Source organism: Bradyrhizobium stylosanthis (assembly GCF_001641335.1).
Taxonomy (GTDB): Bacteria; Pseudomonadota; Alphaproteobacteria; order Rhizobiales; family Xanthobacteraceae; genus Bradyrhizobium; species Bradyrhizobium stylosanthis.
The window spans coordinates 1,972,395-1,994,789 of record NZ_LVEM01000001.1 but is presented as its reverse complement, the minus strand read 5'-3'; the positions used below and the strand labels follow the sequence as shown (position 1 = coordinate 1,994,789).

The following is a 22,395-nucleotide window of genomic DNA, read 5'->3' as shown; positions in this document are numbered from 1 at the left end:
GGGCGCAACGCATGAATGATCGGCCCCACGGTCCGATCCAGGATCCCCGCGTCAACGCCGTGATCGCGCGCCTGCAAGGCGCGCGGCAGCGGCCGGCCGGGTCGCGCGGCGCTTTCGACGGCCGCGATCCCCACGCTTACGCCGAGCAGGGATTCTCGATCCATCCCGAGCAGGGCGAGTTGATCTATCTGCTCTGCCGCGGCCTGCGCGCCACGCGCGTCGCGGAATTTGCGACCTCGGTCGGCATGTCCACGCTCTATTTCGCGGCGGCGCTGCGCGACAATGGCGGCGGCACCGTGATCGGCTCGGAAATCGTGCCGGCCAAGGTCGAGGCCGCCAAACGCAATCTTGCCGAAGCCGGCCTTGTCGACTACGCCGAGATCCGCGAGGGCGACGCCCGGCAGACGTTGCGCGATCTCGGCGGTCCCGTCGACTTCATCCTGGTCGACGGCTGGCCGCGCGAGGAGGGGCCTTCGCTGGCGCGCGAGGTGATCGAGATCGTCGCCCCGCAATTGCTGGTCGGCGGCTACGTCATGAACGACAACGCCGAGCCCGACTATCTCGCCTTCATCCGCGATCCCCAAAACGGCTTCGTCTCGATGACGCTGCCGATCAAGCGCGGCACCGAGCTCAGCCTCAAGGTCAGGTGAGGGAGTCCCTGGCGCGATAGGCGTCGGGGACGACGAACACCTCGTCGGCGCGGCCATAGCCGCCGTCGCCGACTTCCTCGATCAGCACCATCGTGTGCGGACGCGCGGCTTCGCCAAAATAGTGGACGAACAGCCCGGTGATACTATGCACGATCTCGGCCTTTTGCGCCCGCGACAGCGCGCCCTGCGGGATCTTGATGTTGACGAATGGCATGGTGGTTCTCTCCGTGTGATGCGTCAGACCACGCCGCCATTGGCGCGGATGATCTGGCCGTTGACCCAGCCGCTCTCGCTGCCGGCGAGGAAGGCGACGATGCCGGCGATGTCGCCGGGCTGGCCGAGCCGGCCGAACGGATTCATGGCGGCAATGGCGCGCACTTGCTGCTCGCTCTTGCCCTCGAGGAACAGCCGGGTCTCGACCGGCCCGGGTGCGACCGCATTGACGGTGATGCCCCGGCTGCCGAGCTCCTTCGCGAGGATATGGGTCATGGCTTCGATCGCGGCCTTGGTCGCGGCGTAGACGCCGTAGCCGGGCTGATAGAGGCCGATCACGCTCGACGAGAAGCTGACGATGCGGCCGCCGTCGCGCAGGCGCCGCGCCGCTTCGCGCAACGACCGGAACACGCTGTCGAGGTTGATCGACGTCTGCCGCGCGAACGCCTCATCGGTCACCTCAGCGAGCGGGCCCAGCTCCATCACGCCGGCATTGTTGACGAGGATGTCGACCCCGCCAAAGGCGCGCTCGGCCGCATCGAACAGCCGGGCCGGGGTGGCGGGATCGGCAAGGTCGGCCTGCACCGCGATGGCGTGTCCGCCGGCAGCCTCGATCTCGGCCACGAGCGCGTCGGCGGCGTCGCGGCCGCTGGCATAGTTGATCGCAACCGCAATTCCGTCCTGCGCCAGTCGGCGGGTGATGGCGGCGCCAATGCCGCGGGAACCACCTGTCACGATGGCGGCGCGTTGGGATTGGGTGGTCATGGCGGGGTCTCCTTGGTGTTGGACGACCCCAGACATAGCTGATCGCCATGGCCGGATAATCGAGCAGGGCTTGCCATCACTTGTCGGCTATGCTGAACAATCGACGATGGATCGCTTTGACGCCATGCGCCTGTTTGTCCGCCTCGTGGAGCGGCGCAGCTTTACGGCCGCGGCGGCCGACCTCGGCATTCCCCGCTCGACCGCCAGCGAGGTCTTGCGCGGCCTCGAGGCCCATCTCGGCGCGCGGCTGCTGGAACGGACCACGCGTCATGTCACGGCAACGCTCGACGGCGAGGATTATTATCGCCGCTGCGTCGCCATCCTCGCCGAGGTCGAGGAAGCGGAGGCCTCGATGCGCGATGCAAGGCCGCGCGGCCTTTTGCGCATCGACGCGCATCCCTTGCTGACCCGCACCTTCATCCTGCCGCATCTGCCAAAATTCCTCGCGCGCTATCCCGAGCTCGATTTGCAGATCGGGCAGGGCGACCGCCTCGTCGATCTCGTGCGCGAGGGCATTGACTGCGTGATCCGGTCGGGCGAGCCGGAAGACAGCGGCATGATCCTGCGCCGGCTCGGCACCATCGCGGAGATCACGGTGGCAAGCCCGGCCTATCTCGCCAGGCACGGCATGCCGGCGACGCCGGATGCGCTCGACGGCCACCAGATGGTGGCCTTCGTCTCCTCGCGAACCGGCGATGTGCTGCCGCTGGAATTCTCCGTCGCAGGCAAGCTGCGCCACATCGTGCTGCCGAGCCGCCTGCGCGTGAACAATTCCGACACAATGGCCGATCTCGCCCGACTCGGCTTCGGCCTCGTGCAGGCGCCGCGCTATCGCTTTGCCGACGATCTCGCCAACGGCGCACTGGTCGAAGTCCTGGCCGACCACCCGCCGTCGCCGACGCCGCTCTCGGCGCTCTATCCGCAAAACCGCCAGCTCGCGCTGCGCCTGCGCGTCTTCCTCGACTGGGTCGCAGGAATTTTTGCCGAGGCGAAGCTGTAACGGGCTGCGATGCCGTCGTCTCGCACTCCGTCAGTGCGAGGAGCTCGCGACAAAGTTGCGTAGCAATTTTGCGCTGATGCGATGAGCAATCCATAACTGCATCCGCGGAAGGATTCTGGATTGCTTCGCTGCGCTCGCAATGACGAGAATGATGCAGTCGCCCCCCTCTTTGTGAGTTGTACCTGCGCCGCAGACCGCTACCATGCGCGTGCTCCCGGCACACGGGAGCCAGCATCGACCGGGAGGCGACATGAGCGGGCAGGAACGGAAAGTCAAAGCATCGGACCTGTTCGTCGCGGCGCTTGAGAACGAGGGTGTCGACCGCATTTTCGGCGTGCCCGGCGAAGAAAACCTCGATCTCGTGGAGTCGCTGCGCAACTCCCGGATCGAGCTGGTCCTGACCCGTCACGAGCAGGCCGCCGCTTTCATGGCGGCGACACACGGGCGGCTGACCGGCAAGCCGGGCGTCTGCCTGTCGACGCTCGGTCCCGGCGCGCTCAATCTGTCAACCGGCGCTGCCTATGCGCATCTCGGCGCGATGCCGATGATCCTGATCACCGGGCAGAAGGCGATCATGAGCAGCCGGCAGGCGCGCTTCCAGATCGTGGACGTGGTTGCGACCATGAAGCCGCTGACAAAACTGTCGCGGCAGATCGTCAGCGCCTCCAGCATCCCGACCGTGGTGCGCGATGCGTTTCGCGTGGCGATGGAGGAACGGCCGGGTCCGGTGCATCTCGAACTGCCCGAGGACATCGCCGGCGACGAGGTGCCCGCGGTTCCCGTGATTCCGATCCATCCGATCGAGATCCCGGTCGCCCATCGCGCCGCGCTCGACCGCGCAGCCGAGATGATTTTGGCCGCACGGCACCCGCTGGTGATGATGGGCGCTGCAACCAGCCGGCCGCGCTCGACGCACGGCATCGCGAGCTTCGTTCGGCGCACCGGCATTCCCTTCTTCACCACGCAGATGGGCAAGGGCACCGTGCCCGGCGGCACCAATCTCTATATGGGCACCGCTGCGCTGTCCGAGCGCGACTATGTCCATGACGCGATCGACGCCGCCGATCTGATCGTGGCGATCGGTCATGACCCGATCGAGAAGCCGCCCTTCATCATGGGACCGTCGGGGCCGAAGGTCATTCACGTCAGCTACACCTCGGCCAGCGTCGAGCAGGTCTATTTCCCCGACGCCGAGGTCCTCGGCGACGTCGGCCCGAGCCTGGAGCTGCTCGCCGACCGCCTCGAAGGCAAGCTGCCGCATGCTGCGGCGCTGTTGCCGCTCCGCGATGAAATTCTCGGCCATATCGCCGACCGCGCCACCGAGGCGCGCTGGCCGCCGACGCCGCAGCGCATCGTGCACGACATCCGCCAGGTGATCCCGGAGAACGGCATCGTCGCGCTCGACAACGGCATGTACAAGATCTGGTTCGCGCGGAACTACCGCACCCGTGTCGCCAACACGCTGCTGCTCGACAACGCGCTGGCGACCATGGGCGCCGGCCTGCCGTCGGCGATGATGGCCGCGATGCTCTATCCCGACCGCCGCGTGCTCGCGGTCGCCGGCGACGGTGGCTTCATGATGAACAGCCAGGAGATGGAAACCGCCGTCCGCCTCAAGCTCAATCTGGTCGTGCTGGTGCTGGAGGACAACGCCTACGGCATGATCCGCTGGAAGCAGGCCGTCGACCATTTTGCGGATTTCGGCATGACGTTTGGCAATCCCGATTTCGTCATGTACGCGAAGGCCTACGGGGCGAAGGGACATCGCATCGAGAGCATCGACCGTTTTGCGCCGACGCTCGATGCGGCCTTTGGGGAGGGCGGCGTGCATCTGGTCTCGATCCCGATCGACTATTCGGAGAACGTGCGGGTGCTCGTGGACGAGCTGCGCGCGCGGCAGAAATAGGAGAGGCGGAGCAATTGGAATCGGTGCGCGGATGAATCAACGCCTTACAGCCATCCTGCCCTGCAACGATCTGGATGCTGCCCAAAGGTTCTTTGAGCGACTCGGCTTCAAGGTCGATGGCGGGCCGGATGACTACCGCATGATGAGTGACGGCCGCGGTGGCGACATTCATCTCCAGGCGGCGGTGGACGGCTGGCTGGTGCCGGGCCGAAACCCCTTCGGGTTATATCTCTACCGCGAAGATGTCGATGAGCTTGCGACGGCGTTTGCGGGGGAGATGATCGAACCCGAAGGTCCGACAGACAAGCCTTGGGGCATGTACGAGTTCGCACTCAACGGGCCGGACGAGACACTTGTCAGGATCGGTTGGCCAACGCGGCTCAGACCGATGTCGGGCTGATCTTCATGCGGGCCATGGGCAGCCCGTGCTCTATGCTCATCACGATCACGACAAAAACTTGTGTCGCGCTCCCCGATCGCCCACACTCTCTCACCTAACAACCACAGGAATAAAATATGACTCGCGTTCGTTGTGTCACCGAGATGGGCATGGGCGTCGACGTCCACGGCAGGGACGCCACCAAGGCGGCGAAGCGCGCGGTATCCGATGCCATCAGGCATTCCAGTCTCGGCTTCTTCCGGATGATCGGCAAGACCGCGAACGACATGTTCGTCGATGTGACGATCGGCGTGCCCAACCCCGAGGCGGTGGACAAGGAAGCGGTCGCGAAGGAGCTGCCTTACGGCACGGTGACCGTGACAGCGGTCAAGGGCGGGCTGGAGATTCCTTCGGCCACGGAAGTGGCGAACGATCCCATCCTCATCGCCAACGCCGCCGTCATCGTCAGCTTCGACAAGGACTAGTGCGGTGTCCGACAGCGATGTGGCGCTGCTGGATCGTCCGATCTGGAGCGCGTTGACAACGAGCCAGAAGCATCTGGCTGAGGGGGGCCCGGTCGCGCTGCGCTATCCCGTGGACATGACGCCCTTTGCCGACATGGTCGACATGTCCGCGGCAAGCTTTGCGACGCTCGGCGATTTGCTGCAGCCCTCGCAGGTCGCGGCGCTGTTCACGCCGGAGCCGGTCAACGTGCCCGCGGGCTTCAAGGTCGTTCTTGCCGACACGGGCGAGCAGATGATCGGCTCGCCCGCCGACAGTCCGCTTCGCGACGCCGAGATTGTCACGCTCGGAGCGGCCGACGTGCCCGCGATGATGGCGTTGACGGAGCTGACCAAGCCCGGGCCCTTTGCCGCGCGGACGCATCAGCTCGGCACGTTTCTCGGCATCCGCGTCGGCGGCGAGCTGGTCGCGATGACGGGTGAGCGGATGAAACCGGGAAAGTTCGTCGAGATGACGGCCGTCTGCGTGCATCCGGACTATCGCGGGCGCGGCTATGCGCAGGCGCTGCTTGCGGCGGTCGCGCGCCGGATCGAGGCGCGGGGCGAAATTCCATTCCTGCACGTGTTCTCGCACAATACGTCCGCGATCGCGCTGTATCAGCGGCAGGGCATGACGATCCGGCGCCGCCTGCATGTGACGGCGTTCATGAAGCAGGGGTAGGCTGCGCGGCGGGCTTCATATCCCGTGAATTCGCGCTATATCGATCCCAACCATAATTGGGGGAAACACATGGACGCCAGAGTGACAGATTTTTCCGCCGCGCGGACGGCGATGCAGCGCTACGTCGATCAGGAGATCATTCCGGGCGTGTCCTGGGCGGTGCTGCGCGGGCGGGAGGTGGTCGATCAGCAATGCGTCGGCTTTGCCGACCGCGAGGCGAAGACGGCGCTCCAGCCCGACCACATCTTCCGCGCCTATTCGAACACCAAGATCTTCGTCACATGCTCGATCATGCTGCTGGTCGAGGAGGGCCGCATCGGGCTCGATGACGCGATCGAGAGATTCCTGCCGCAGCTCGGCAATCGCAAGGTGCTCAAGCAGGGCGCCTCCAGCCTTGCCGATGTCGAGCCGGCGAAAGGCCCGATCACGATCCGCCAGCTTCTGACGCACACCTCGGGTCTCAGCTACGGCATCTTCGATCCCGGCACGGTGCTGTTCAAAGGCTATAATGAAGCGCGCGTGCTCAATCCGCTGACGCCGCTCACCGACATGATCGACAAGCTCGCCGATCTGCCGCTGTCCTATCATCCCGGCACGTCCTGGGAATATTCGGTGGCCACCGACGTGCTCGGCCGCGTCGTCGAAGTCGTCTCGGGCAAGACCCTCGATGCCTTCTTCAAGGCGCGCATCTTCGATCCGCTCGGCATGACCGATACCGGCTTCTATGTGCCGGAAGCGCAGCAGGGCAGGCTGGTTGCGCTCTACACCGGCACCGATGTGCTCGATCCCATGAAGCCGGGTCTCAAGCGCGCCGACAATCTGCCCTATCCGGGAGCGTATCGTCAGCCATTCCCGCGCCAGTCGGGCGGCGGTGGTCTGGTCTCGACCTTGCCTGACATGCTGGCGCTTGCGCGGGCCCTGGTGCCGGGATCGGATGTGCTCCTCAAGCCCGACACGCTGCGGCAGATGATGACGAACCAGCTGCCCGCGGGCGGGACCATCCGATTTGCCAATCTCGGGCCGATGCCCGGCAAGGGTTTTGGCCTTGGCGGCGCGGTCACCTTCGCGCCGACGCCGCTTGATCCGCCGAACTCGACTGGCGAGTTCCAGTGGGGTGGCCTTGCGGGTACCCATTGGTGGGTTTGCCCGCAAGCCAATACCGCAGGCGTGCTGATGGCCCAGCGCCATATGGGTTTCTGGAACCCATTCTTCTTCGAGTTCAAGCGTCTGGCCTATCAGGCGGTCGGGAGCTGACCGCGAAAAAATTGCGCGCGACCGCGAATCCTTTCCGGCCGTCGCGTCCTCTTTGTGGTCGAGGCAATCAGCCTCGGCTCATCTCGGAGGATGCTATGGCATTTTACAGGAAGAATATCGGCGGCCTGCACCAGGCGGTGCGGCTTGCCGCGGGGATTGCGGTGGCGATTGCGGCATTCGTCTATCTCGCCGGTGCCACGGCGTGGCTGGTGGCGCTCAGCGGCGCCGGCTTCGCGCTGACGGGCCTCGTCGGCTATTGCCCGATGTGCGCGATGGCCGGAATCGGCCGCGGGGGCGTGTCGTGAACGCGGCCGCGCTCTCGCCAAACCTGTTCGAGGCGGCGCGGCTCGGCGATCCCAAGGCGATCGCCTCGTTGCTCGCCACGGCCCAGCCGGATATCTGCCGCTACGCCCGCGCGACCTGCCGCAGCTCGGCGGACGCCGAGGATGCGGCGCAGGAAGCGCTGTGGATCCTCTCCCGCCATGTCGGCACGATACGCTCGCTGCTGGCGCTGTCGGCCTGGCTGTTCAGCGTGGTCCGCCGCGAATGCCTGCGGCTCGCGCGCAAGGCGGGCCTCGCGCCTGATGTCGATGAGAGCGAGGCGGAGGGCGCATTGCTTGCGCGCCCCGAAGCTGACCTCCGGCTCGACGTGGCCGCCGCCTTCGAGGCGCTGCCGCCGCATTATCGCGATGTCGCGTTGATGCGCGATGTCAAGGAAATGACCATCGACGAGATCGCCGAGGCACTCGGCGCGACCAGGCAGACCGTGAAGGCGCGCCTGCATCGCGCCCGCGCCCTGATGCGCGAATATCTCATGAGGTGAGCCGTGAGCGACTATCAAAGCCCTGACGATCTGAAAGCGATCCCGGCCCTGATTACGCTCGCGCCGGTCGAAGCCAACGCGTTCCTTGCGTTCAACCATGCGGTCGAACGCAAGGACGGCTTGATCCCGCCGAAATATCGCGAGCTGATCTCGCTCGCGGTCGCGCTCACCACGCAATGTGCCTATTGCCTCGATGTCCATACCGCGCAGGCGGCGAGGGCCGGAGCGACGCGCGAAGAAGTGGCAGAGGCCGCATTGATTGCGGCAGCCGTGCGCGCCGGCGGCACGCTCGGCCACGCGCTGCTGGCACAGCGACTGTTCGAGCGGCATCGCGGCGCGACAGAGACATAGGAGTTGCGGGCGGGAGGCATGACCTCCCGCCCGCTGTTTGCATCAGTCCTTCCACGGATCGAACTCGCCTTCGCCGGCCATGGCGACGGCGAACGGCCGCAGCGTGTGCAGCACCCGCACGGTGCCGGCGTGCTGGGCAAGCACGTCGGGCAGGCGGCGATAGGCCATCGGGCTCTCGTCGAGGTCGGCACCGATCAAGGTGACGCCACGCTCGTTGAGCCAGCGGTCCATCTCCGCGCGCGAGAAGCGCCGCTTCGCCTCCTTTCGTCCGAACATGCGGCCTGCGCCGTGCACGGTCGAGTAGAGCGAAGCCTTGGCCTCCGGACTGTCGACGCCTTCGAGAATGACGGCGTCGTCGCCCATCGAGCCGCCGACGAATCCCTTCTGGCCGGGAAACGCCGGCGTCGCGCCCTTGCGCACCACCCACAGATCCCGCCCGTCGTGGGTCTCACGCCAGGCATAGTTGTGGTGGTTGTGCACGCTCTCGGTCACGCTGCCGCCGATGATCTGGCGGACGCGTTCGACGACCCACTCGCGGCCCGCATAGGCATAACGCCCGGCGAGCTGCATCGCCGCGATGTAGCGGCGGCCGAGCTCGGAATCCTCATCGACCACGGCGGGCGGGACGTTCATGCCGTCCTTGCCGCCGGCGGCCTTGAGGTAGCGCGTCGCGGAGGTGTGTCCGAGACCGCGGCTTCCGAAGTGGACGCCGATCCAGACAAAGCCTTCCTCGTCGCGCATGAGGTCGACATAGTGGTTTCCCGACCCGACCGTGCCGAGCTGGCTCACCGCCTTCTGGCGGTAGGCCTCCATGTCGCTCTCGCGCCAGGCATCGCCGTCGTCGAACAGCGCGTGCTCGGCCCGTTCGGCGTTGGCTCGGCCGACACCGAACGAGATCACCTTGGCGACGTCGCGGATGATCGTGGGCACGATCGCCGCAATGTCGTCGAAGCGGGTGTCGAGCCGAGCTGCCATGTTGCCGCAACCGATGTCGAAGCCGACGCCCGAGATGCTGATCTGCTTCTCATAGGCAATGACCCCGCCAACCGGCTGGGCGTAACCGAGATGGCCGTCGGCGCAGATCACGCCGGAGACGACGTTGCCGACCGCCATGCAGTTACGCATCTGCGCGATGGTGGCGTCCTCATGCGGGCCGAAGATCTTCAGCGGCGCATTCTGGAAGCGGGCGTCCTGCGGACGGAGCTGGGCGATCGCGCTTGCGGTCGCTTCGGCCTCGCGGGCGAGGTGCTCCTTGCGCGCGGCGTCCTTGTACAGGCACCAGGCCGGCTGGCCGCGTCCTTCGCCGACGCGCGATTCGGGATCGACGCCGGCGGCGAGGCAGAGCTCGCGGGCGCGTTCCATGTAGGGATCGGATCGTCGCATGGTCGTATGTCCTGCGTTGCATTCCGCCCGCACCATAGAAGGCGCGGGCGGAACATTTCAAAGAGTTTGAGGGCCCCGGGCGCGCTTCGCGTCCGGGGCCGTTGTCGTTGCGCGTCAGTTCAATGCCGTCTCCGACGCCGCGATCCACGCGACCACGGCCTCGGAGAAGCCGTTGACGCGGGTCCAGGCGCCGTGACCGACACCGTGCTGATACGAGGCCACGTTCACCATGGTACCGCGCGCCCTGGGCTCGGGCACCTGGTCGTGGCTCTGCTCGTCGGTGAAGACGACGAGGCGATCGCCCTTGCGGTCGATCTCCGCCACCGCCTTGCCGAGATACGTTCCGCCATGCGGCTGCGAGTTGATGATCGCATCCCTGAGCGCGAAGCCGCGGCGGGGCGGGACCTTCACGACCTCATTGCTGAAGGTGAAGATCTCGACCTCGTCGCAGATCTCGCGCGCGAGGATGGCAAGGCCACACGCCGCCTCCGCGCGCGTCATTTCCGACTGCGCGGAGAGGGCCGTGAACATCGAGCCCGACACGTCGATCAGGAGCCGCGTACGGCCCGAAAACCGAACGTGGTCCTTGACCGACTTGAGCATCGCAGCCTCGAGCTCGGGCTCGAAGTCCGGCGCATAGCGCGCCGCCGTGATGAAGCGATAGGGAAGGATACGATCCGTCCGCATCGCCTCGATCGCGCCTGCGATGGTCTCGCGCGGGACCTGCGCAGTCTGCATCAGCCGCAGATTGCGCAGGAGCGCCAGGCCGCCGAGCTTCTTCTCGGCGATCAGCCGCTCGAAGGTCTCGCGCTTGCACTTGCCCGCCGAGAGCGAAACCTCCCAGGTGTCGGGGGAGGCGAGCTCGCCGTCGACGAGCTGCTTCCACACCTTGGCCTGGTCGGCATCCCTGGGCTTGGCGTGAACCAGGAACAGCACGTCCCTGATCCGCACCGCGCCGTCGCGGTCGTACTTGGCGAGCTGATAGGCGTCGAACTTGGTCAGCGCACGGGCAAGACCCTTCTTGACCTGCGCGGAGACCGGCTGAAGCTTGCGCTGCTGCTGCGGGCCGAGCGCATCCGCCCAGTAGATCGCGAGCAGCTCCGTCATCTCGTCGGGACGCTGGATCACCTGGGCGAGGGTATCGGCAACGAGGGCGCGGTGCTTCTCGCTCCGCGCCATCTCGCGGATGACGAGCAGCGGCGCGTGCCGCAGCTTCATCACCTCGCGCGCCTCGATCGCGAGCTGCGCCACGCGGGCGGGAGCGACCTTGGGCACGAGCGCCGCGATGCGGTCGGCGATGGCGACGCCGTCCTCGTAGAACTGCTTCTCCCAGAGAAGGCAGTTCATCAGCGCGCGCTTCAGCTCCATCTCGGGCGTGAAGCGAACGGCGCGGGCACCCTCATGCGTGAAGGCGCGAACGATCTTGTTGAGCCTGACCATGACGGCCTCCTCTGTGGTGGTGGGGAAATGAAAATCGGTGCCGGGGAACAGGCGAGGCTGCACCGCCCCTCTCGGGGCTTCGCAGAGCGGGCCCAACCTCCGAAGAGAGTCGAGACGCTGCTGTTGCGATCACGAAGTAACAGCGCTCTTCACCACCGGCGGTGGGGACGAGACAGACACGATCCGGGAACAGGCGATGCTGAGACCCCGGCCAGCAGCTTACCCTGCAGGCCAGGTAGCGCTCTATCCGCTGAGCTACCGGTGCACGGTACACCGGGCGGGATTCGAACCCGCGACCTCTCGATTATGATTCGAAGTAGCAGCTATCTTCACCACGGACCGTGATGGGGGTGGCGGGGAACGAGCGATGCTGTTGCTGCCCTCGCGGGCGACCGACCGTTCCTTGCACTTGCAGGAGTCGAACCTGCGCGGTCCGAAGTAACAGACATCTTCACCACCGCCAGGCCGACGCTTTCGCAGCGGCCGTTGATGGGTACGCTGGGGAACGGGCGATATCGGCTTTCTGGGATGGCAACCAAGTCTCCTTCCACCACTGACAGCCGCGCAAGGCGCGTTCGTCAAAGGCGGAATTCGAACCCGCTCTTCCATCGTGCGAAGTATTCGATATTCTCACCACCAGCGTCGGTTGAGCCGCGATCATCGCGGCAAACCGAGTTGGAAAAATTCTATCGCGGCGCTGTCGACGCGCCGCATCTTGCGAACCATCGGGGTTCGCTCTGCCATCGGTGTCCGGCTCATCGCCTCGTTCCCTCCGGCAGGCCCCGCGCGCTTGGGCGCGCGCATCGTCTGCGCGAGCCCCGAGATCCGGGTCTCTCGTTCCGGCCATGGCCGGGTCGTTCGATGGGGCCGCGCGGAAGGCAACAAAAAACCCTCCGGAGCGGCAGGCTCGGGAGGGTCCGTGAGAAGCGGACTGTCGATCTTGCGGTCAGGCAAGATCGCTCCCATGAGCCGGGCATGCGACATCGAATAGCTTGTAGCTATTCGGCATGCGGGCAAATCTTTCGTAGCAGTGCGACATCGCTCGGTTCATGGTCTCTGTCGCGAACGGAAGTGTTCGTGAGGCCGCGGGAAATACGCCTGCAACTTGCGGGTGTCAAGCGGCACGCGCACGAAAGTTGAAATGACGGATGCATGACGTGCCGAACTATCTCGGTCTCGACGGATTTCGTTTCGGCTGGGTCGCTGCCTGGATCGACGCGCGCGGCGATCACGGCTTCGACTATTCGCCGGGCCTAACGCGCCTGCTCGCGATGCCGCATGCGCGCGCGATGATCGACATGCCGATCGGATTGAAGCACAGTGGCTATCGCGAATGCGATCTGCGTGCGCGCGAATTGATCGGGCCCGCGGTGTTTCTCGGTGCGCGCCGCGACCTCTGGACGTTCCCGGACATGGCCGCGGCCAATCGTCATTACTGGGAGCGCGAGGGCAAGGGCAGGGGCGTGTCGGCGCAGCTCTGGAATATCAGGGACAAGATGAGAGAGGCCGACGAGATCATGACGCCGGCGCGGCAGGCGACGATCGGCGAAGCGCATCCGGAGTTGATCTTCTGGAATCTCGCCGGGCGCGTGCGGTTGGCAAAGAAGACGTCGGCGCAAGGCCGCGGGCAGCGCATCGAGCTGCTGCGCGCGCGTGGCTTCACCGGGATCGAGCGTTGGCTGACGCTGCGTCACGGCACCGGGATCGGCCGCGACGATCTCGTCGATGCCTGCGCCTGCGCGATCGCGGCACGCGATAGCGTGCAGCGGGTCGGTGGCGACGAGATCGATCCGCGCGGATTGCGCATGGAGATCAACTATTGAGGTCGTGGCCCAGCGAACTTCAGTTCGGGAAAAAACGGCAAAATATTTGAGGGTTGCAGGAACTGCCGATGGTCGCCCCGCGTTCCCCGTGCGAACCGATCAGAGGGATGCTTCCGCGATGTACGATACCAGTCAATTCGCGACCGCGATGCTCGCGCTTGTTTTCACCGGAGGCCTGCTCGTCACCGGGCAGCTCTTCATCGAGCAGCGCGCCCAGCGCGATATCGTGTACGCCACCACGCACTTGCTCCGGCCGATCTAGCCGCAGATGATGCGTGAAGAGTGCCCGGCCTTGCGTCGTTCGCCTGCTCCCCTAGATTAGGGCGAATCTCACGAACGCAGCCGGGGTCCTAATGTCCGATCTGTCCGCCTTTCCCATCACCAAGCGCTGGCCGGCCAAGCATCCCGAGCTGCTCCAGCTCTATTCGTTGCCGACGCCGAACGGCGTCAAGGTCTCGATCATGCTGGAAGAGATCGGGCTGCCTTACGAAGTTCACCTCGTCGATTTCGGCAAGGACGACCAGAAGACGCCGGAATTCCTGTCGCTCAATCCCAACGGCAAGATCCCGGCGATGCTCGACCCCAACGGTCCCGGCGGCCGTCCGCTGCCGCTGTTCGAGTCCGGCGCTATCCTGCAATATCTTGCGGAGAAGACCGGCAAGCTGCTGCCGCAGGATGCTGCGCGCCGCTATCAAACCATCCAGTGGGTGCATTTCCAGATGGGCGGCATCGGGCCGATGTTCGGCCAGGTCGGCTTCTTCCACAAATTCGCCGGCAAGGATTTCGAGGACAAGCGGCCGCGCGATCGCTACGTCGCCGAAGCCAAGCGCTTGCTCGGCGTGATGGAGGCGCATCTCTCCGGCCGCCAGTGGTTCATGGATAACGACTACACCATCGCCGACATCTCCATGCTCGGCTGGGTGCGCAACCTCATCGGCTTCTACGGCGCGGGCGATCTCGTCGAGTTCAGCCAGTTCAAGTCCGTCGGTGCCTGGCTCGAGCGCGGATTGGCACGGCCGGCGGTGCAGCGCGGGCTGAACATTCCGGCGCGGCCGTAAGATCAGCTCAGCGCCTTCGTGGTCATGTAGAGCGCCATCAGCGAGACGAGGGCGATCATGGCCTTGCGCAGCGCCGATTTGCTGACGCCATTGGCCGCGCGCGCACCGAGGTCGGTGCCGATCCACAGGCCGGCGAGAATCCCGAGGATGGCCGGCCAGCCGACCATCAGCCCCTTGCTCCAGTAGATCCAGGCGGCCGGAATGTTGGTCGGGATCACCGAGAAGATCAGGCTGACGAGCTGCGCCTGATGCTGCGGCACGCGCAGGCCCGCGGCGAGGCCGACGGTGATGGCGAGCCCGCCGCCGATGCCCATGAAGCCCGAGGAAAATCCGGCCAGCGTGCCGATGAGGACAAGCGGCGGCCAGGGCAGCTCGTCTCGACTGGCGGCCTCGGTGCCTGCGTCCTTGCGCTCGCTGCGCAGAAGCAACATCGCGATCAGCGCGACGAGATAGACGACATAGGTCCAGCGCAGCACGGCATCGGACACCGCGGCCGCGGCGTACCCGCCACCCGCGCCGCCGAGGAGAAATCCGAGACCGATCCAGACGATCCACGGCAACGGGCTGCGATTGCCGCTCTGCCAGTAGCGGCGCGCGCCGGCAAGGCCGGTCGGAGGGATCTGCGTGATTAGCGAGGTGCCCTGCGCGACGTGCTGTTCGGCCCCGAGCAGCAGCACGGAGAAGATGACGAGGCCGCCACCCGGGCTCGTGCCCGTGAAGCCCGATGCCAACCCCGCGACAAGACCGACGCCGGCGCCGGCGAGGATGTCATGAATCCAGGTCATCGTTCCGTCCTGGTCCGTCGCTTCACGCCCGGCTTCGACGTGCGCAGTCCGTCGATCACGGCATCGACGGCCGCCATGCAGGCGGCGACGTCAAAATCCTCGCCCCAGGACTTCTGCAGCACGAAGCCCTGGAAGATCGCGATCAGCATGCGCGCGATCGCTTCGGCGCCGGGGGCTTGCCGGATCAGGCCGTCATGCTGGCCACGCTCCACGAGCGCCACGATCAGCGCGCGCGGCATATCGATGCCCTCGACGACGTTGGTGCGGACGCGGCGGTTGCGCAGCGCTTCGGCCCAACCATGGATGCCGACGCGCCGCCGCGCTTCCCCGGCGGGATCGGTGAGCCATTGCGCATAGACGCGGACCAGCGCGTGAAGTCCCTCGATCGGATCGCCCGATCCCTGCGCAACCGAGTTCAGCACGGCCTCGCGCCGATGCCGGTCGTCGGCGAGCGCCTCGATCAGATCGTCCTTGCTCTGGAAATAAAGATAGACCGCGCCGTGGCTGAGCCCCGATCGTTTCACGATGTCGGCCATGCCGGTCTGGTGAAATCCGTTCTCGGCGAAGCAGGCGAGGGCGGCCTCGAGGATCTGCTGCCGCCGGCCTTCACGCTGCTTGTCGCTGATCTTGGGCATTCGGCTGTCCCTAAATAGCTGACCGGTCGATCGTTTTCAAATCAGGGCATGTTGCGGCCGCAATCTGGCCCGTGAAAATAAAAAACGATCAGTCAGTCAGTTTTATTGCCAAAGCGGATTCTGGTCAAGTCCTGGCCGTTGGAGGCGCGGTCGAGGAGTGTCGCTGCGTACCGCCCGAGGCTAGAACAGCCGCCCGCCGTTCGGCACGGGCTTGCTCGGCTGCACCAGCACGACCTTGCCGTCGGCATCTGGGAAGCCGAGCGTGAGCACCTCCGAGACGACAGGCCCGATCTGCCGCGGCGGGAAATTGACGACCGCGGCGACCTGTTGCCCCACCAGCGTCTCGAGCGGATGGTTCTCGGTGATCTGCGCCGAACTCTTGCGCACGCCGATCGCAGGCCCGAAGTCGATCCACAGGCGCCATGCCGGCTTGCGCGCCTTGGGGAACGGCTTGGCGTCGACGATGGTGCCGACGCGGATGTCGACGGCGAGGAAGCTGTTGAAGTCGATGGTCGGCGAGGCCGCCGCGGCGGGGTCGTGGGTAACGTGCATGATGTGACCGTTTTGGAGAGCGGGCTTCGTTTGCAATATTGTCGCGCGAAGGAGAGTTTCGTACAACGCCGCAGCCGAAGCAGCACGCATGCGCGAGGAGTTGTCTTGCCCAACATCATCTACGGCATCAAGAACTGCGACACCATGAAGAAGGCGCGCACATGGCTCGACAGCCACGGCGTGGCTTACGAGTTTCACGATTACAAGGCCGTGGGCGTCGAGAAGGACAAGCTCAAGCACTGGAGCGACAAGGTCGGCTGGGAGACGCTGCTCAATCGCGCCGGCACCACCTTCAAGAAGCTCCCGGAGTCCGACAAGGAAGGGCTCACCGAGAAGAAGGCGCTGGCGTTGATGCTAGCGCAACCATCGATGATCAAGCGGCCGGTGCTGGAAATGGGCGGCAAGCTGCTGGTCGGCTTCAAGCCGGACATCTATGCCAAGGAAGTCAAGACCAAGTAGGCCGGGACGCTAGTTCAGCTCGATGGTCTCGGTGGGGATGTCGGGCTGGTCGGCAAACTCGACGACGTCGGCGGCCGCGATGCGGCCGGGCGCGCGATGAAAGAGGTCGCGGTCGATCACGGCGCACAGTTTGGGACGCGGTAGCGCGTCATTTCCGCGCATCAGATTCTTGATCTCGAAGCCGCCGTCCTCGCAGAAGGTCTTGAGCGAGGCGATGACATGACAGACCTTGCCGTCGGTCAGGAACGGCAGCAGCAGACGCTCATAGGCGACGACGCGCCCATAGATGTCGTCGACGTCGGCAACGCTGTAGACCGGAAGCCCGCGCGCGACGCATTCATGATAGACGGGCATGACAAGGGGCGCGAGCCGCGGCCCGATATAGTCGTCCAGCGGCACGCCCTTGCCGGTGTGCCCGTAAGCGCGGGAGATTCGCGTGCCTTCGCTCTGGATGACGAGCCGCGGGATCTGCGCCGAATTGTCCACGGTATAATAGATGAGATCCGACAGCTCTTCCTCGAGCCGTGCCGGCTGGTACTCCCAGATCGCCGGTACGATCTGCTCGCGCGCATAAAGTCGCAGCCACGTGTTCAGCAGATCACGCTGCCTGATCGACTTGACGACGGAGGGAGCGGCGCTTGCGAAATCCAAAACAATATTCCCGGCAGACCGAACCCGCGCATCATGCCGCTTGCGGGAAAATTTTCTATGAAGGCTGGCGCGAGGGACCAAAGACCGTTAACGACGGCTTGATGACCGGTGCTTGTGCGAGCCGGGAGGCCGGGCAGGCGTGACATCGAAACATCTCCGACTAAGGGAGCATTTGTATCCCAGCCGGAGACCTGATCTGCTCAGCTTTCCGCCTTGCCTAACCCCCGTCACCTCCGGCATATTCCGCGCCCGGAGGCGGCGTTCCGGACGGGCTCCAGGGCCTCCGGAAAGCCGAAGCAACAAGGATAGCCACGCGCGTCGCGGGCAGGGGGAAATCTGTTTGGCCGATGAGTTCATTCTCGAAACGGAAGGCTTGACCAAGGAGTTCGCGGGCTTCTTCGCCGTCCGCGACGTTGCGCTCAAGGTTCGCCGTGGGAGCATTCACGCGTTGATCGGCCCGAATGGCGCCGGCAAGACTACGTGCTTCAATCTTCTGACCAAGTTCCTGAAGCCGTCCGCCGGAAAAATCCTGTACAAGGGACAGGACATCACCGCGATGGCGCCGGCCGACGTGGCCCGCCTGGGGCTGGTTCGCTCGTTCCAGATTTCGGCGGTATTTCCGCATCTCACCGCGCTGGAAAACGTCCGTGTCGCGCTCCAGCGCCAGCACGGTTCTTCGTTCGATTTCTGGCGCTCGAAAACGGTGCTCAACCGCTTCAACGATCGCGCGCGTGAATTGCTGAACGATGTCGGCCTCAGCGAGTTTGCCAATACGCCCGCGGTCGAGATGCCCTATGGGCGCAAACGTGCACTTGAGATCGCAACCACGCTCGCGCTCGACCCTGAGATGATGCTGCTGGACGAGCCGATGGCCGGCATGGGTCACGAGGACATCGACAAGATCGCGGCGCTGATCAAGCGCATCTCCGCGAAATACACCATCCTGATGGTCGAGCATAATTTGAGCGTCGTGGCCAATCTCTCGGACATCATCACGGTGCTGACGCGCGGGCAGGTGCTCGCGCAAGGTCATTACAGCGAGCTCACCAAGGACGAGCGCGTCAAGGAAGCTTACCTGGGAGCCGGTCATGCCTGACACTGCGATCGCCGAGGCTCCGGCAAAGGCCGCGACCGGCGGCAACATCCTCCAGGTCCGCAACCTCGAGGCCTGGTACGGCGAGTCCCACATCCTGCACGGGATCAATTTCGACGTGAACGCGGGCGAGGTCGTCACCCTGCTCGGGCGCAACGGCGCAGGCAAGACGACCACGCTGAAGTCGATCATGGGCATCATCGGCAAGCGTACCGGCTCGGTGAAGTTCAACAACCAGGAGATCATCCGCGCGACCTCCGACAAGATCGCGCGCATGGGCATTGCGTTCTGCCCGGAAGAGCGGGGGATATTCTCCAGCCTCGACGTGCGGGAGAATCTGATGCTGCCGCCGGTGGTCCGCGCAGGCGGGCTGCCGCTCGAGCAGATCTTCGACCTGTTTCCGAACCTGAAGGAGCGGCTCAACAGCCAGGGCACAAAGCTGTCCGGCGGCGAGCAGCAGATGCTCGCGATCGCGCGCATCCTGCGCACCGGCGCAAGCTTCCTGATGCTGGACGAGCCGACCGAGGGCCTTGCTCCGGTCATCATCCAGCAGATCGGCCACACCATTGCGCGGCTGAAGAAGGAAGGCTTCACGATCCTCCTGGTCGAGCAGAACTTCCGCTTCGCCTCGACCGTCGCCGATCGCTATTACGTGGTCGAGCACGGCAAGATCATTGACGGATTTTCCAACTCGGAGCTTGCCGCCAATATGGATAAGCTCCACACCTATCTCGGCGTTTAGGGCATCGTCGGTTTTCCGAAGAGATCGTGCTCGAGCTGACGAACTGCCAACGAGAAAATTGAAAAAGGAAAGTTGCATGAAGACCAGGTCGATTGCGTCATTGCTGCTGACCACCGCGCTCACCTTCGCCGCAGCAGGCGTTGCGTCCGCGCAGGACAAGACCGTCAAGATCGGCGCGCTGTCCGATCAGTCGGGCCTGTACGCCGACCTCGGCGGCCCCGGCTCGACGCTCGCCGCGCAGATGGCCGTGGAAGATTCCGGCCTGGCGGCGAAGGGCTGGAAGATCGACATCATTTCCGGCGATCACCAGAACAAGCCCGACATCGGCACCGCGATCGCGCGGCAGTGGTTCGACGTGGACAAGGTCGACGTCATCGTCGACGTGCCGAATTCCGGCGTGGCGCTCGCCGTCAACAACGTCATCAAGGAAAAGAACGGCGTCTACATCAACTCGGGCGCGGCGACCTCGGATCTCACCAACGCGCAGTGCTCGCCCAACACGGTGCACTGGACCTACGACACCTACATGCTGGCCCACACCACGGGCCAGGCGCTGGTGAAGGCCGGCGGCGACACCTGGTTCTTCCTGACCGCGGACTACGCCTTCGGCGCCGCGCTCGAGCGTGACACCACCTCCGTCATCACCGCCAACGGCGGCAAGGTGGTCGGCGGCGTCAAGCATCCCTTGAACACGCCGGACTTCTCGTCCTTCCTGCTGCAGGCGCAGGCCTCCAAGGCCAAGATCATCGGCCTTGCCAATGCCGGCGGCGACACCACCAACTCGATCAAGCAAGCGGCCGAGTTCGGCATCGTCAAGGGCGGCCAGAAGCTCGCGGCGCTGCTGCTGTTCCTCACCGACGTCAAGGCGATCGGTCTGGAGACGGCGCAGGGCCTCAACTTCACCGAGACCTTCTACTGGGACATGGACGACAAGACCCGGGCCTTCTCCAAGCGGTTCTCGGAGAAGATGAAGAACGGCGCGATGCCGACCATGGTGCAGGCGGGCGTCTACTCGGGCGTGCGCCACTATCTCAAGTCGCTGGAAGCGCTGGGCGGCAATCCTCATGACGGCGTCAAGGTCGTCGAGAAGATGAAGTCGATGCCGACCGAGGACGATCTGTTCGGCAAGGGCGAGATCCAGCCCAACGGCCGTACCATCCACAACGCCTATCTGTTCGAGGTGAAGAAGCCCTCGGAGTCCAAGGGCCCGTGGGACTTCTACAAGCTGGTCGGCACGGTGCCGGGCGACCAGGCCTTCACGCCGCTGTCCGAAAGCAAGTGCGCGCTGTTGAAGAAGTAAGATAACGGCCCGCAGGCCGATGAGGCCTGCGGGTGACTTTCAGGGGAACGCCGAAGGGACCGGGTGCGGGATCGATGCAGGCTCTTTACGCTCAGCTACTGGTGGGATTGATCAACGGCTCGTTCTACGCGCTGCTCAGTCTCGGGCTCGCCGTGATCTTCGGCATGCTCAACATCATCAATTTCGCCCATGGCGCGCTCTACATGATGGGCGCCTTCGTCGCCTATTTCCTGCTCAACCTCGGCGGCATCAATTACTGGTGGGCGCTGCTGCTGGCGCCGATCATCGTCGGCATCTTCGGTATGATCCTGGAACGGACCATGCTGAAGTTCCTGACCGGCCTCGATCATCTCTACGGCCTGCTGCTCACCTTCGGCATCGCGCTGATCGTGCAGGGCGTGTTTCAGAACTATTTCGGCTCCTCCGGCCTGCCTTACGCCATTCCGGACCAGCTCAAGGGCGGCATGAATCTCGGCTTCATGTTCCTGCCGATCTATCGCGGCTGGGTCGTCGTGTTCTCGCTGGTGGTGTGTCTTGCCACCTGGTTCCTGATCGAGAAGACGCAGCTCGGCGCTTATTTGCGCGCCGCCACTGAAAACCCAACGCTGGTGCGCGCCTTCGGCATCAACGTGCCGCGCATGATCACGCTGACCTACGGTCTCGGCGTCGGCCTTGCCGCGCTCGCCGGCGTGCTCTCGGCGCCGATCAACCAGGTCCGGCCGCTGATGGGCGCCGACCTCATCATCGTGGTGTTCGCGGTCGTCGTGATCGGCGGCATGGGATCGATCATGGGCTCCATCATCACCGGCTTCGCGCTTGGGGTGATCGAGGGCCTGACCAAGTATTTCTACCCCGAGGCCTCCAACACCGTCGTGTTCGTGCTGATGGTGCTGGTGCTGCTGGTGAAGCCAACGGGATTGACGGGAAGGGCGGCCTGATATGACAACCCTGACAGACGATACGCTGCCTGCGACCCCGCGCGCGGTGCGCGACGAGATGATCGTATTCGTGATAATGGCGCTGCTGCTGGCCTCGGTGCCATTCACGGGCGTCTATCCGTTCTTCGTGATGCAGGCACTGTGCTTCGCGCTGCTCGCCTGCGCCTTCAATCTTCTGATCGGCTACGGCGGCCTGCTGTCGTTCGGCCACGCGATGTTCCTGGGGACGGCGGGCTATTGCAGCGCGCATGCCCTGAAAGTGTGGGCGCTGCCGCCGGAGCTCGGCATCCTCGTCGGCGTCGTCGCCGCGTTCGGGCTCTCGATCATCACCGGCTACATCTCGATCCGCCGCCAGGGCATCTATTTCTCGATGATCACGCTGGCGCTGTCGCAGCTGCTGTACTTCATCTACCTCCAGGCGCCGTTCACCCACGGCGAGGACGGCATCCAGGGCATTCCGCAGGGACGCATGTTCGGCGTCCTCGATCTCTCCAAGCCGACGATCCTTTACTACGTCGTGCTGGTCGGCTTCCTCGCCGGCTTCCTGCTGATCTTCCGCATCATCAATTCGCCGTTCGGCGAAGTGCTGAAGTCGATCCGCGAGAACGAGCAGCGCGCCATCTCGCTCGGCTACCGGACCGACCAGTACAAGTTCCTGGCCTTCGTGCTGTCGGGCACGCTGGCCGGCTTTGCCGGGTCGCTCAAGGTGTTCGTGGCGCAGAACGCCTCGCTCACCGACGTGCACTGGTCGATGTCGGGCGAGGTCGTGCTGATGACGCTGGTCGGCGGTCTCGGCACCATCTTCGGCCCCGTAGTCGGCGCCTTCGTGATCATCGCCATGCAGCAATATCTGGCCGGGTTTGGCCAATGGGTGACGGTGATCCAGGGCTCGATCTTCGTGTTCTGCGTGCTCGCCTTCCGCCGAGGCGTCATCGGCGAAATCGCCCATTACTTCCGGCGGTCGCTGTAAATCATTGATATCGCACCAATTTCATTGGTGCGTGAAAGCGGTG

27 protein-coding genes are annotated in these 22,395 nt (G+C 64.8%); 19 read left to right on the top strand and 8 right to left on the bottom strand.

Annotated elements, in window-relative coordinates:
- Positions 1 to 11 precede the first annotated feature (11 nt).
- Positions 12 to 650 (top strand): O-methyltransferase, encoded by a 639-nt coding sequence (locus tag A7X65_RS09710; protein ID WP_063684203.1) that lies wholly within the window; start codon positions 12 to 14, stop codon positions 648 to 650.
- Here A7X65_RS09710 and A7X65_RS09705 read toward each other — a convergent pair.
- The gene (locus A7X65_RS09705; protein WP_063684201.1) at positions 643 to 864 is read right to left on the bottom strand and encodes a tautomerase family protein; all 222 of its coding nucleotides are present in this window, start codon (positions 862 to 864) and stop codon (positions 643 to 645) included. The genes A7X65_RS09710 and A7X65_RS09705 overlap by 8 nt on opposite strands.
- A 23-nt stretch (positions 865 to 887) precedes the next feature.
- On the bottom strand, positions 888 to 1,628 hold the full coding sequence (locus A7X65_RS09700; protein ID WP_063684199.1) for an SDR family oxidoreductase: 741 nt from the start codon (positions 1,626 to 1,628) through the stop codon (positions 888 to 890).
- Positions 1,629 to 1,734: 106 nt separating this feature from the next.
- Here A7X65_RS09700 and A7X65_RS09695 point away from each other — a divergent pair, with 106 nt between their 5' ends.
- The 9 genes from A7X65_RS09695 (at position 1,735) to A7X65_RS09655 (ending at position 8,523) form a co-directional block, all read left to right on the top strand.
- Positions 1,735 to 2,628: a LysR family transcriptional regulator gene (locus tag A7X65_RS09695; protein ID WP_063684197.1), complete on the top strand. Its 894-nt coding sequence runs from the start codon at positions 1,735 to 1,737 to the stop codon at positions 2,626 to 2,628.
- 250 nt (positions 2,629 to 2,878) lie between these two features.
- The gene (locus A7X65_RS09690) at positions 2,879 to 4,534 is read left to right on the top strand and encodes an acetolactate synthase large subunit (protein WP_063684195.1); all 1,656 of its coding nucleotides are present in this window, start codon (positions 2,879 to 2,881) and stop codon (positions 4,532 to 4,534) included.
- 31 nt (positions 4,535 to 4,565) lie between these two features.
- Entirely contained in the window at positions 4,566 to 4,934 is a 369-nt protein-coding gene (locus A7X65_RS09685) for a VOC family protein (protein WP_063684193.1), read from the top strand.
- A gap of 116 nt (positions 4,935 to 5,050) precedes the next feature.
- Positions 5,051 to 5,398 (top strand): Lin0512 family protein, encoded by a 348-nt coding sequence (locus A7X65_RS09680; RefSeq protein WP_018646107.1) that lies wholly within the window; start codon positions 5,051 to 5,053, stop codon positions 5,396 to 5,398.
- Between the two features lie 4 nt (positions 5,399 to 5,402).
- A complete protein-coding gene (locus A7X65_RS09675) occupies positions 5,403 to 6,095 on the top strand; it encodes a GNAT family N-acetyltransferase (protein ID WP_063684192.1) in 693 nt (230 codons plus the stop codon).
- Positions 6,096 to 6,164: 69 nt separating this feature from the next.
- Positions 6,165 to 7,349 carry a serine hydrolase gene (locus A7X65_RS09670; protein ID WP_156527714.1) on the top strand — a complete coding sequence of 395 codons (1,185 nt, stop codon included), beginning with the start codon at positions 6,165 to 6,167 and terminating at the stop codon, positions 7,347 to 7,349.
- A 95-nt stretch (positions 7,350 to 7,444) separates the two neighbouring features.
- Positions 7,445 to 7,654 (top strand): YgaP family membrane protein, encoded by a 210-nt coding sequence (locus A7X65_RS09665; RefSeq protein ID WP_063684188.1) that lies wholly within the window; start codon positions 7,445 to 7,447, stop codon positions 7,652 to 7,654.
- Positions 7,651 to 8,172, top strand: coding sequence for an RNA polymerase sigma factor (locus A7X65_RS09660; RefSeq protein ID WP_063684186.1), 522 nt, complete (start codon positions 7,651 to 7,653; stop codon positions 8,170 to 8,172). The genes A7X65_RS09665 and A7X65_RS09660 overlap by 4 nt, the downstream gene beginning before the upstream one ends.
- 3 nt (positions 8,173 to 8,175) lie before the next feature.
- Positions 8,176 to 8,523, top strand: a complete 348-nt coding sequence (locus tag A7X65_RS09655) for a carboxymuconolactone decarboxylase family protein (protein WP_063684184.1) — start codon at positions 8,176 to 8,178, stop codon at positions 8,521 to 8,523.
- Positions 8,524 to 8,565: 42 nt separating this feature from the next.
- Here A7X65_RS09655 and A7X65_RS09650 read toward each other — a convergent pair whose 3' ends face one another.
- Complete coding sequence (locus A7X65_RS09650) at positions 8,566 to 9,906, bottom strand: RtcB family protein (RefSeq protein WP_063684897.1); 1,341 nt, start codon at positions 9,904 to 9,906, stop codon at positions 8,566 to 8,568.
- A 114-nt stretch (positions 9,907 to 10,020) separates the two neighbouring features.
- Positions 10,021 to 11,346 carry a TROVE domain-containing protein gene (locus A7X65_RS09645; protein WP_063684896.1) on the bottom strand — a complete coding sequence of 442 codons (1,326 nt, stop codon included), beginning with the start codon at positions 11,344 to 11,346 and terminating at the stop codon, positions 10,021 to 10,023.
- 1,157 nt (positions 11,347 to 12,503) lie between these two features.
- On the opposite strand from A7X65_RS09645, the gene A7X65_RS09635 reads away from it, so the two are divergent.
- The 3 genes from A7X65_RS09635 (at position 12,504) to A7X65_RS09630 (ending at position 14,227) form a co-directional block, all read left to right on the top strand.
- On the top strand, positions 12,504 to 13,169 hold the full coding sequence (locus A7X65_RS09635) for a DUF429 domain-containing protein (RefSeq protein ID WP_063684895.1): 666 nt from the start codon (positions 12,504 to 12,506) through the stop codon (positions 13,167 to 13,169).
- Between the two features lie 118 nt (positions 13,170 to 13,287).
- On the top strand, positions 13,288 to 13,431 hold the full coding sequence (locus A7X65_RS42590) for a hypothetical protein (RefSeq protein ID WP_167358222.1): 144 nt from the start codon (positions 13,288 to 13,290) through the stop codon (positions 13,429 to 13,431).
- Positions 13,432 to 13,522: 91 nt separating this feature from the next.
- Positions 13,523 to 14,227, top strand: coding sequence for a glutathione S-transferase family protein (locus A7X65_RS09630; RefSeq protein WP_063684181.1), 705 nt, complete (start codon positions 13,523 to 13,525; stop codon positions 14,225 to 14,227).
- A 2-nt stretch (positions 14,228 to 14,229) separates the two neighbouring features.
- Here A7X65_RS09630 and A7X65_RS09625 read toward each other — a convergent pair whose 3' ends face one another.
- From A7X65_RS09625 to A7X65_RS09615, 3 genes are all read right to left on the bottom strand, one after another.
- Positions 14,230 to 15,012, bottom strand: a complete 783-nt coding sequence (locus A7X65_RS09625; RefSeq protein WP_063684180.1) for a sulfite exporter TauE/SafE family protein — start codon at positions 15,010 to 15,012, stop codon at positions 14,230 to 14,232.
- A complete protein-coding gene (locus A7X65_RS09620) occupies positions 15,009 to 15,647 on the bottom strand; it encodes a TetR/AcrR family transcriptional regulator (RefSeq protein WP_063684179.1) in 639 nt (212 codons plus the stop codon). Before A7X65_RS09620 ends, A7X65_RS09625 begins: the two co-directional genes overlap by 4 nt.
- 180 nt (positions 15,648 to 15,827) lie before the next feature.
- The gene (locus A7X65_RS09615) at positions 15,828 to 16,199 is read right to left on the bottom strand and encodes a tRNA-binding protein (protein ID WP_063684178.1); all 372 of its coding nucleotides are present in this window, start codon (positions 16,197 to 16,199) and stop codon (positions 15,828 to 15,830) included.
- A gap of 105 nt (positions 16,200 to 16,304) precedes the next feature.
- On the opposite strand from A7X65_RS09615, the gene A7X65_RS09610 reads away from it, so the two are divergent.
- A complete protein-coding gene (locus A7X65_RS09610; protein WP_063684177.1) occupies positions 16,305 to 16,658 on the top strand; it encodes an ArsC family reductase in 354 nt (117 codons plus the stop codon).
- Between the two features lie 9 nt (positions 16,659 to 16,667).
- Here the strand turns inward: A7X65_RS09610 and A7X65_RS09605 are convergent, their stop codons facing one another.
- Complete coding sequence (locus tag A7X65_RS09605; protein ID WP_063684175.1) at positions 16,668 to 17,309, bottom strand: PAS domain-containing protein; 642 nt, start codon at positions 17,307 to 17,309, stop codon at positions 16,668 to 16,670.
- Between the two features lie 340 nt (positions 17,310 to 17,649).
- Between A7X65_RS09605 and A7X65_RS09600 the strand changes: the two genes are divergently transcribed.
- From A7X65_RS09600 to A7X65_RS09580, 5 genes are all read left to right on the top strand, one after another.
- Complete coding sequence (locus A7X65_RS09600) at positions 17,650 to 18,405, top strand: ABC transporter ATP-binding protein (RefSeq protein ID WP_063684173.1); 756 nt, start codon at positions 17,650 to 17,652, stop codon at positions 18,403 to 18,405.
- Entirely contained in the window at positions 18,398 to 19,144 is a 747-nt protein-coding gene (locus tag A7X65_RS09595; protein ID WP_063684171.1) for an ABC transporter ATP-binding protein, read from the top strand. Before A7X65_RS09600 ends, A7X65_RS09595 begins: the two co-directional genes overlap by 8 nt.
- Before the next feature lie 76 nt (positions 19,145 to 19,220).
- Positions 19,221 to 20,444: an ABC transporter substrate-binding protein gene (locus tag A7X65_RS09590; protein ID WP_063684169.1), complete on the top strand. Its 1,224-nt coding sequence runs from the start codon at positions 19,221 to 19,223 to the stop codon at positions 20,442 to 20,444.
- A gap of 74 nt (positions 20,445 to 20,518) precedes the next feature.
- A complete protein-coding gene (locus A7X65_RS09585; RefSeq protein ID WP_063684167.1) occupies positions 20,519 to 21,382 on the top strand; it encodes a branched-chain amino acid ABC transporter permease in 864 nt (287 codons plus the stop codon).
- A 1-nt stretch (position 21,383) separates the two neighbouring features.
- The gene (locus A7X65_RS09580; RefSeq protein WP_063684165.1) at positions 21,384 to 22,352 is read left to right on the top strand and encodes a branched-chain amino acid ABC transporter permease; all 969 of its coding nucleotides are present in this window, start codon (positions 21,384 to 21,386) and stop codon (positions 22,350 to 22,352) included.
- Positions 22,353 to 22,395 lie beyond the last annotated feature (43 nt).

Excerpts from the sequence above, each read along its gene's own strand:
- A7X65_RS09710 (WP_063684203.1), top strand. The coding sequence starts at position 12 with ATGAATGATCGGCCCCACGGTCCGATCCAGGATCCCCGCGTCAACGCC.
- A7X65_RS09705 (WP_063684201.1), bottom strand. The coding sequence starts at position 864 with ATGCCATTCGTCAACATCAAGATCCCGCAGGGCGCGCTGTCGCGGGCG.
- A7X65_RS09700 (WP_063684199.1), bottom strand. The coding sequence starts at position 1,628 with ATGACCACCCAATCCCAACGCGCCGCCATCGTGACAGGTGGTTCCCGC.
- A7X65_RS09695 (WP_063684197.1), top strand. The coding sequence starts at position 1,735 with ATGGATCGCTTTGACGCCATGCGCCTGTTTGTCCGCCTCGTGGAGCGG.
- A7X65_RS09690 (WP_063684195.1), top strand. The coding sequence starts at position 2,879 with ATGAGCGGGCAGGAACGGAAAGTCAAAGCATCGGACCTGTTCGTCGCG.
- A7X65_RS09685 (WP_063684193.1), top strand. The coding sequence starts at position 4,566 with ATGAATCAACGCCTTACAGCCATCCTGCCCTGCAACGATCTGGATGCT.
- A7X65_RS09680 (WP_018646107.1), top strand. The coding sequence starts at position 5,051 with ATGACTCGCGTTCGTTGTGTCACCGAGATGGGCATGGGCGTCGACGTC.
- A7X65_RS09670 (WP_156527714.1), top strand. The coding sequence starts at position 6,165 with ATGGACGCCAGAGTGACAGATTTTTCCGCCGCGCGGACGGCGATGCAG.
- A7X65_RS09665 (WP_063684188.1), top strand. The coding sequence starts at position 7,445 with ATGGCATTTTACAGGAAGAATATCGGCGGCCTGCACCAGGCGGTGCGG.
- A7X65_RS09650 (WP_063684897.1), bottom strand. The coding sequence starts at position 9,906 with ATGCGACGATCCGATCCCTACATGGAACGCGCCCGCGAGCTCTGCCTC.
- A7X65_RS09645 (WP_063684896.1), bottom strand. The coding sequence starts at position 11,346 with ATGGTCAGGCTCAACAAGATCGTTCGCGCCTTCACGCATGAGGGTGCC.
- A7X65_RS42590 (WP_167358222.1), top strand. The coding sequence starts at position 13,288 with ATGTACGATACCAGTCAATTCGCGACCGCGATGCTCGCGCTTGTTTTC.
- A7X65_RS09630 (WP_063684181.1), top strand. The coding sequence starts at position 13,523 with ATGTCCGATCTGTCCGCCTTTCCCATCACCAAGCGCTGGCCGGCCAAG.
- A7X65_RS09625 (WP_063684180.1), bottom strand. The coding sequence starts at position 15,012 with ATGACCTGGATTCATGACATCCTCGCCGGCGCCGGCGTCGGTCTTGTC.
- A7X65_RS09620 (WP_063684179.1), bottom strand. The coding sequence starts at position 15,647 with ATGCCCAAGATCAGCGACAAGCAGCGTGAAGGCCGGCGGCAGCAGATC.
- A7X65_RS09615 (WP_063684178.1), bottom strand. The coding sequence starts at position 16,199 with ATGCACGTTACCCACGACCCCGCCGCGGCGGCCTCGCCGACCATCGAC.
- A7X65_RS09595 (WP_063684171.1), top strand. The coding sequence starts at position 18,398 with ATGCCTGACACTGCGATCGCCGAGGCTCCGGCAAAGGCCGCGACCGGC.
- A7X65_RS09590 (WP_063684169.1), top strand. The coding sequence starts at position 19,221 with ATGAAGACCAGGTCGATTGCGTCATTGCTGCTGACCACCGCGCTCACC.
- A7X65_RS09585 (WP_063684167.1), top strand. The coding sequence starts at position 20,519 with ATGCAGGCTCTTTACGCTCAGCTACTGGTGGGATTGATCAACGGCTCG.
- A7X65_RS09580 (WP_063684165.1), top strand. The coding sequence starts at position 21,384 with ATGACAACCCTGACAGACGATACGCTGCCTGCGACCCCGCGCGCGGTG.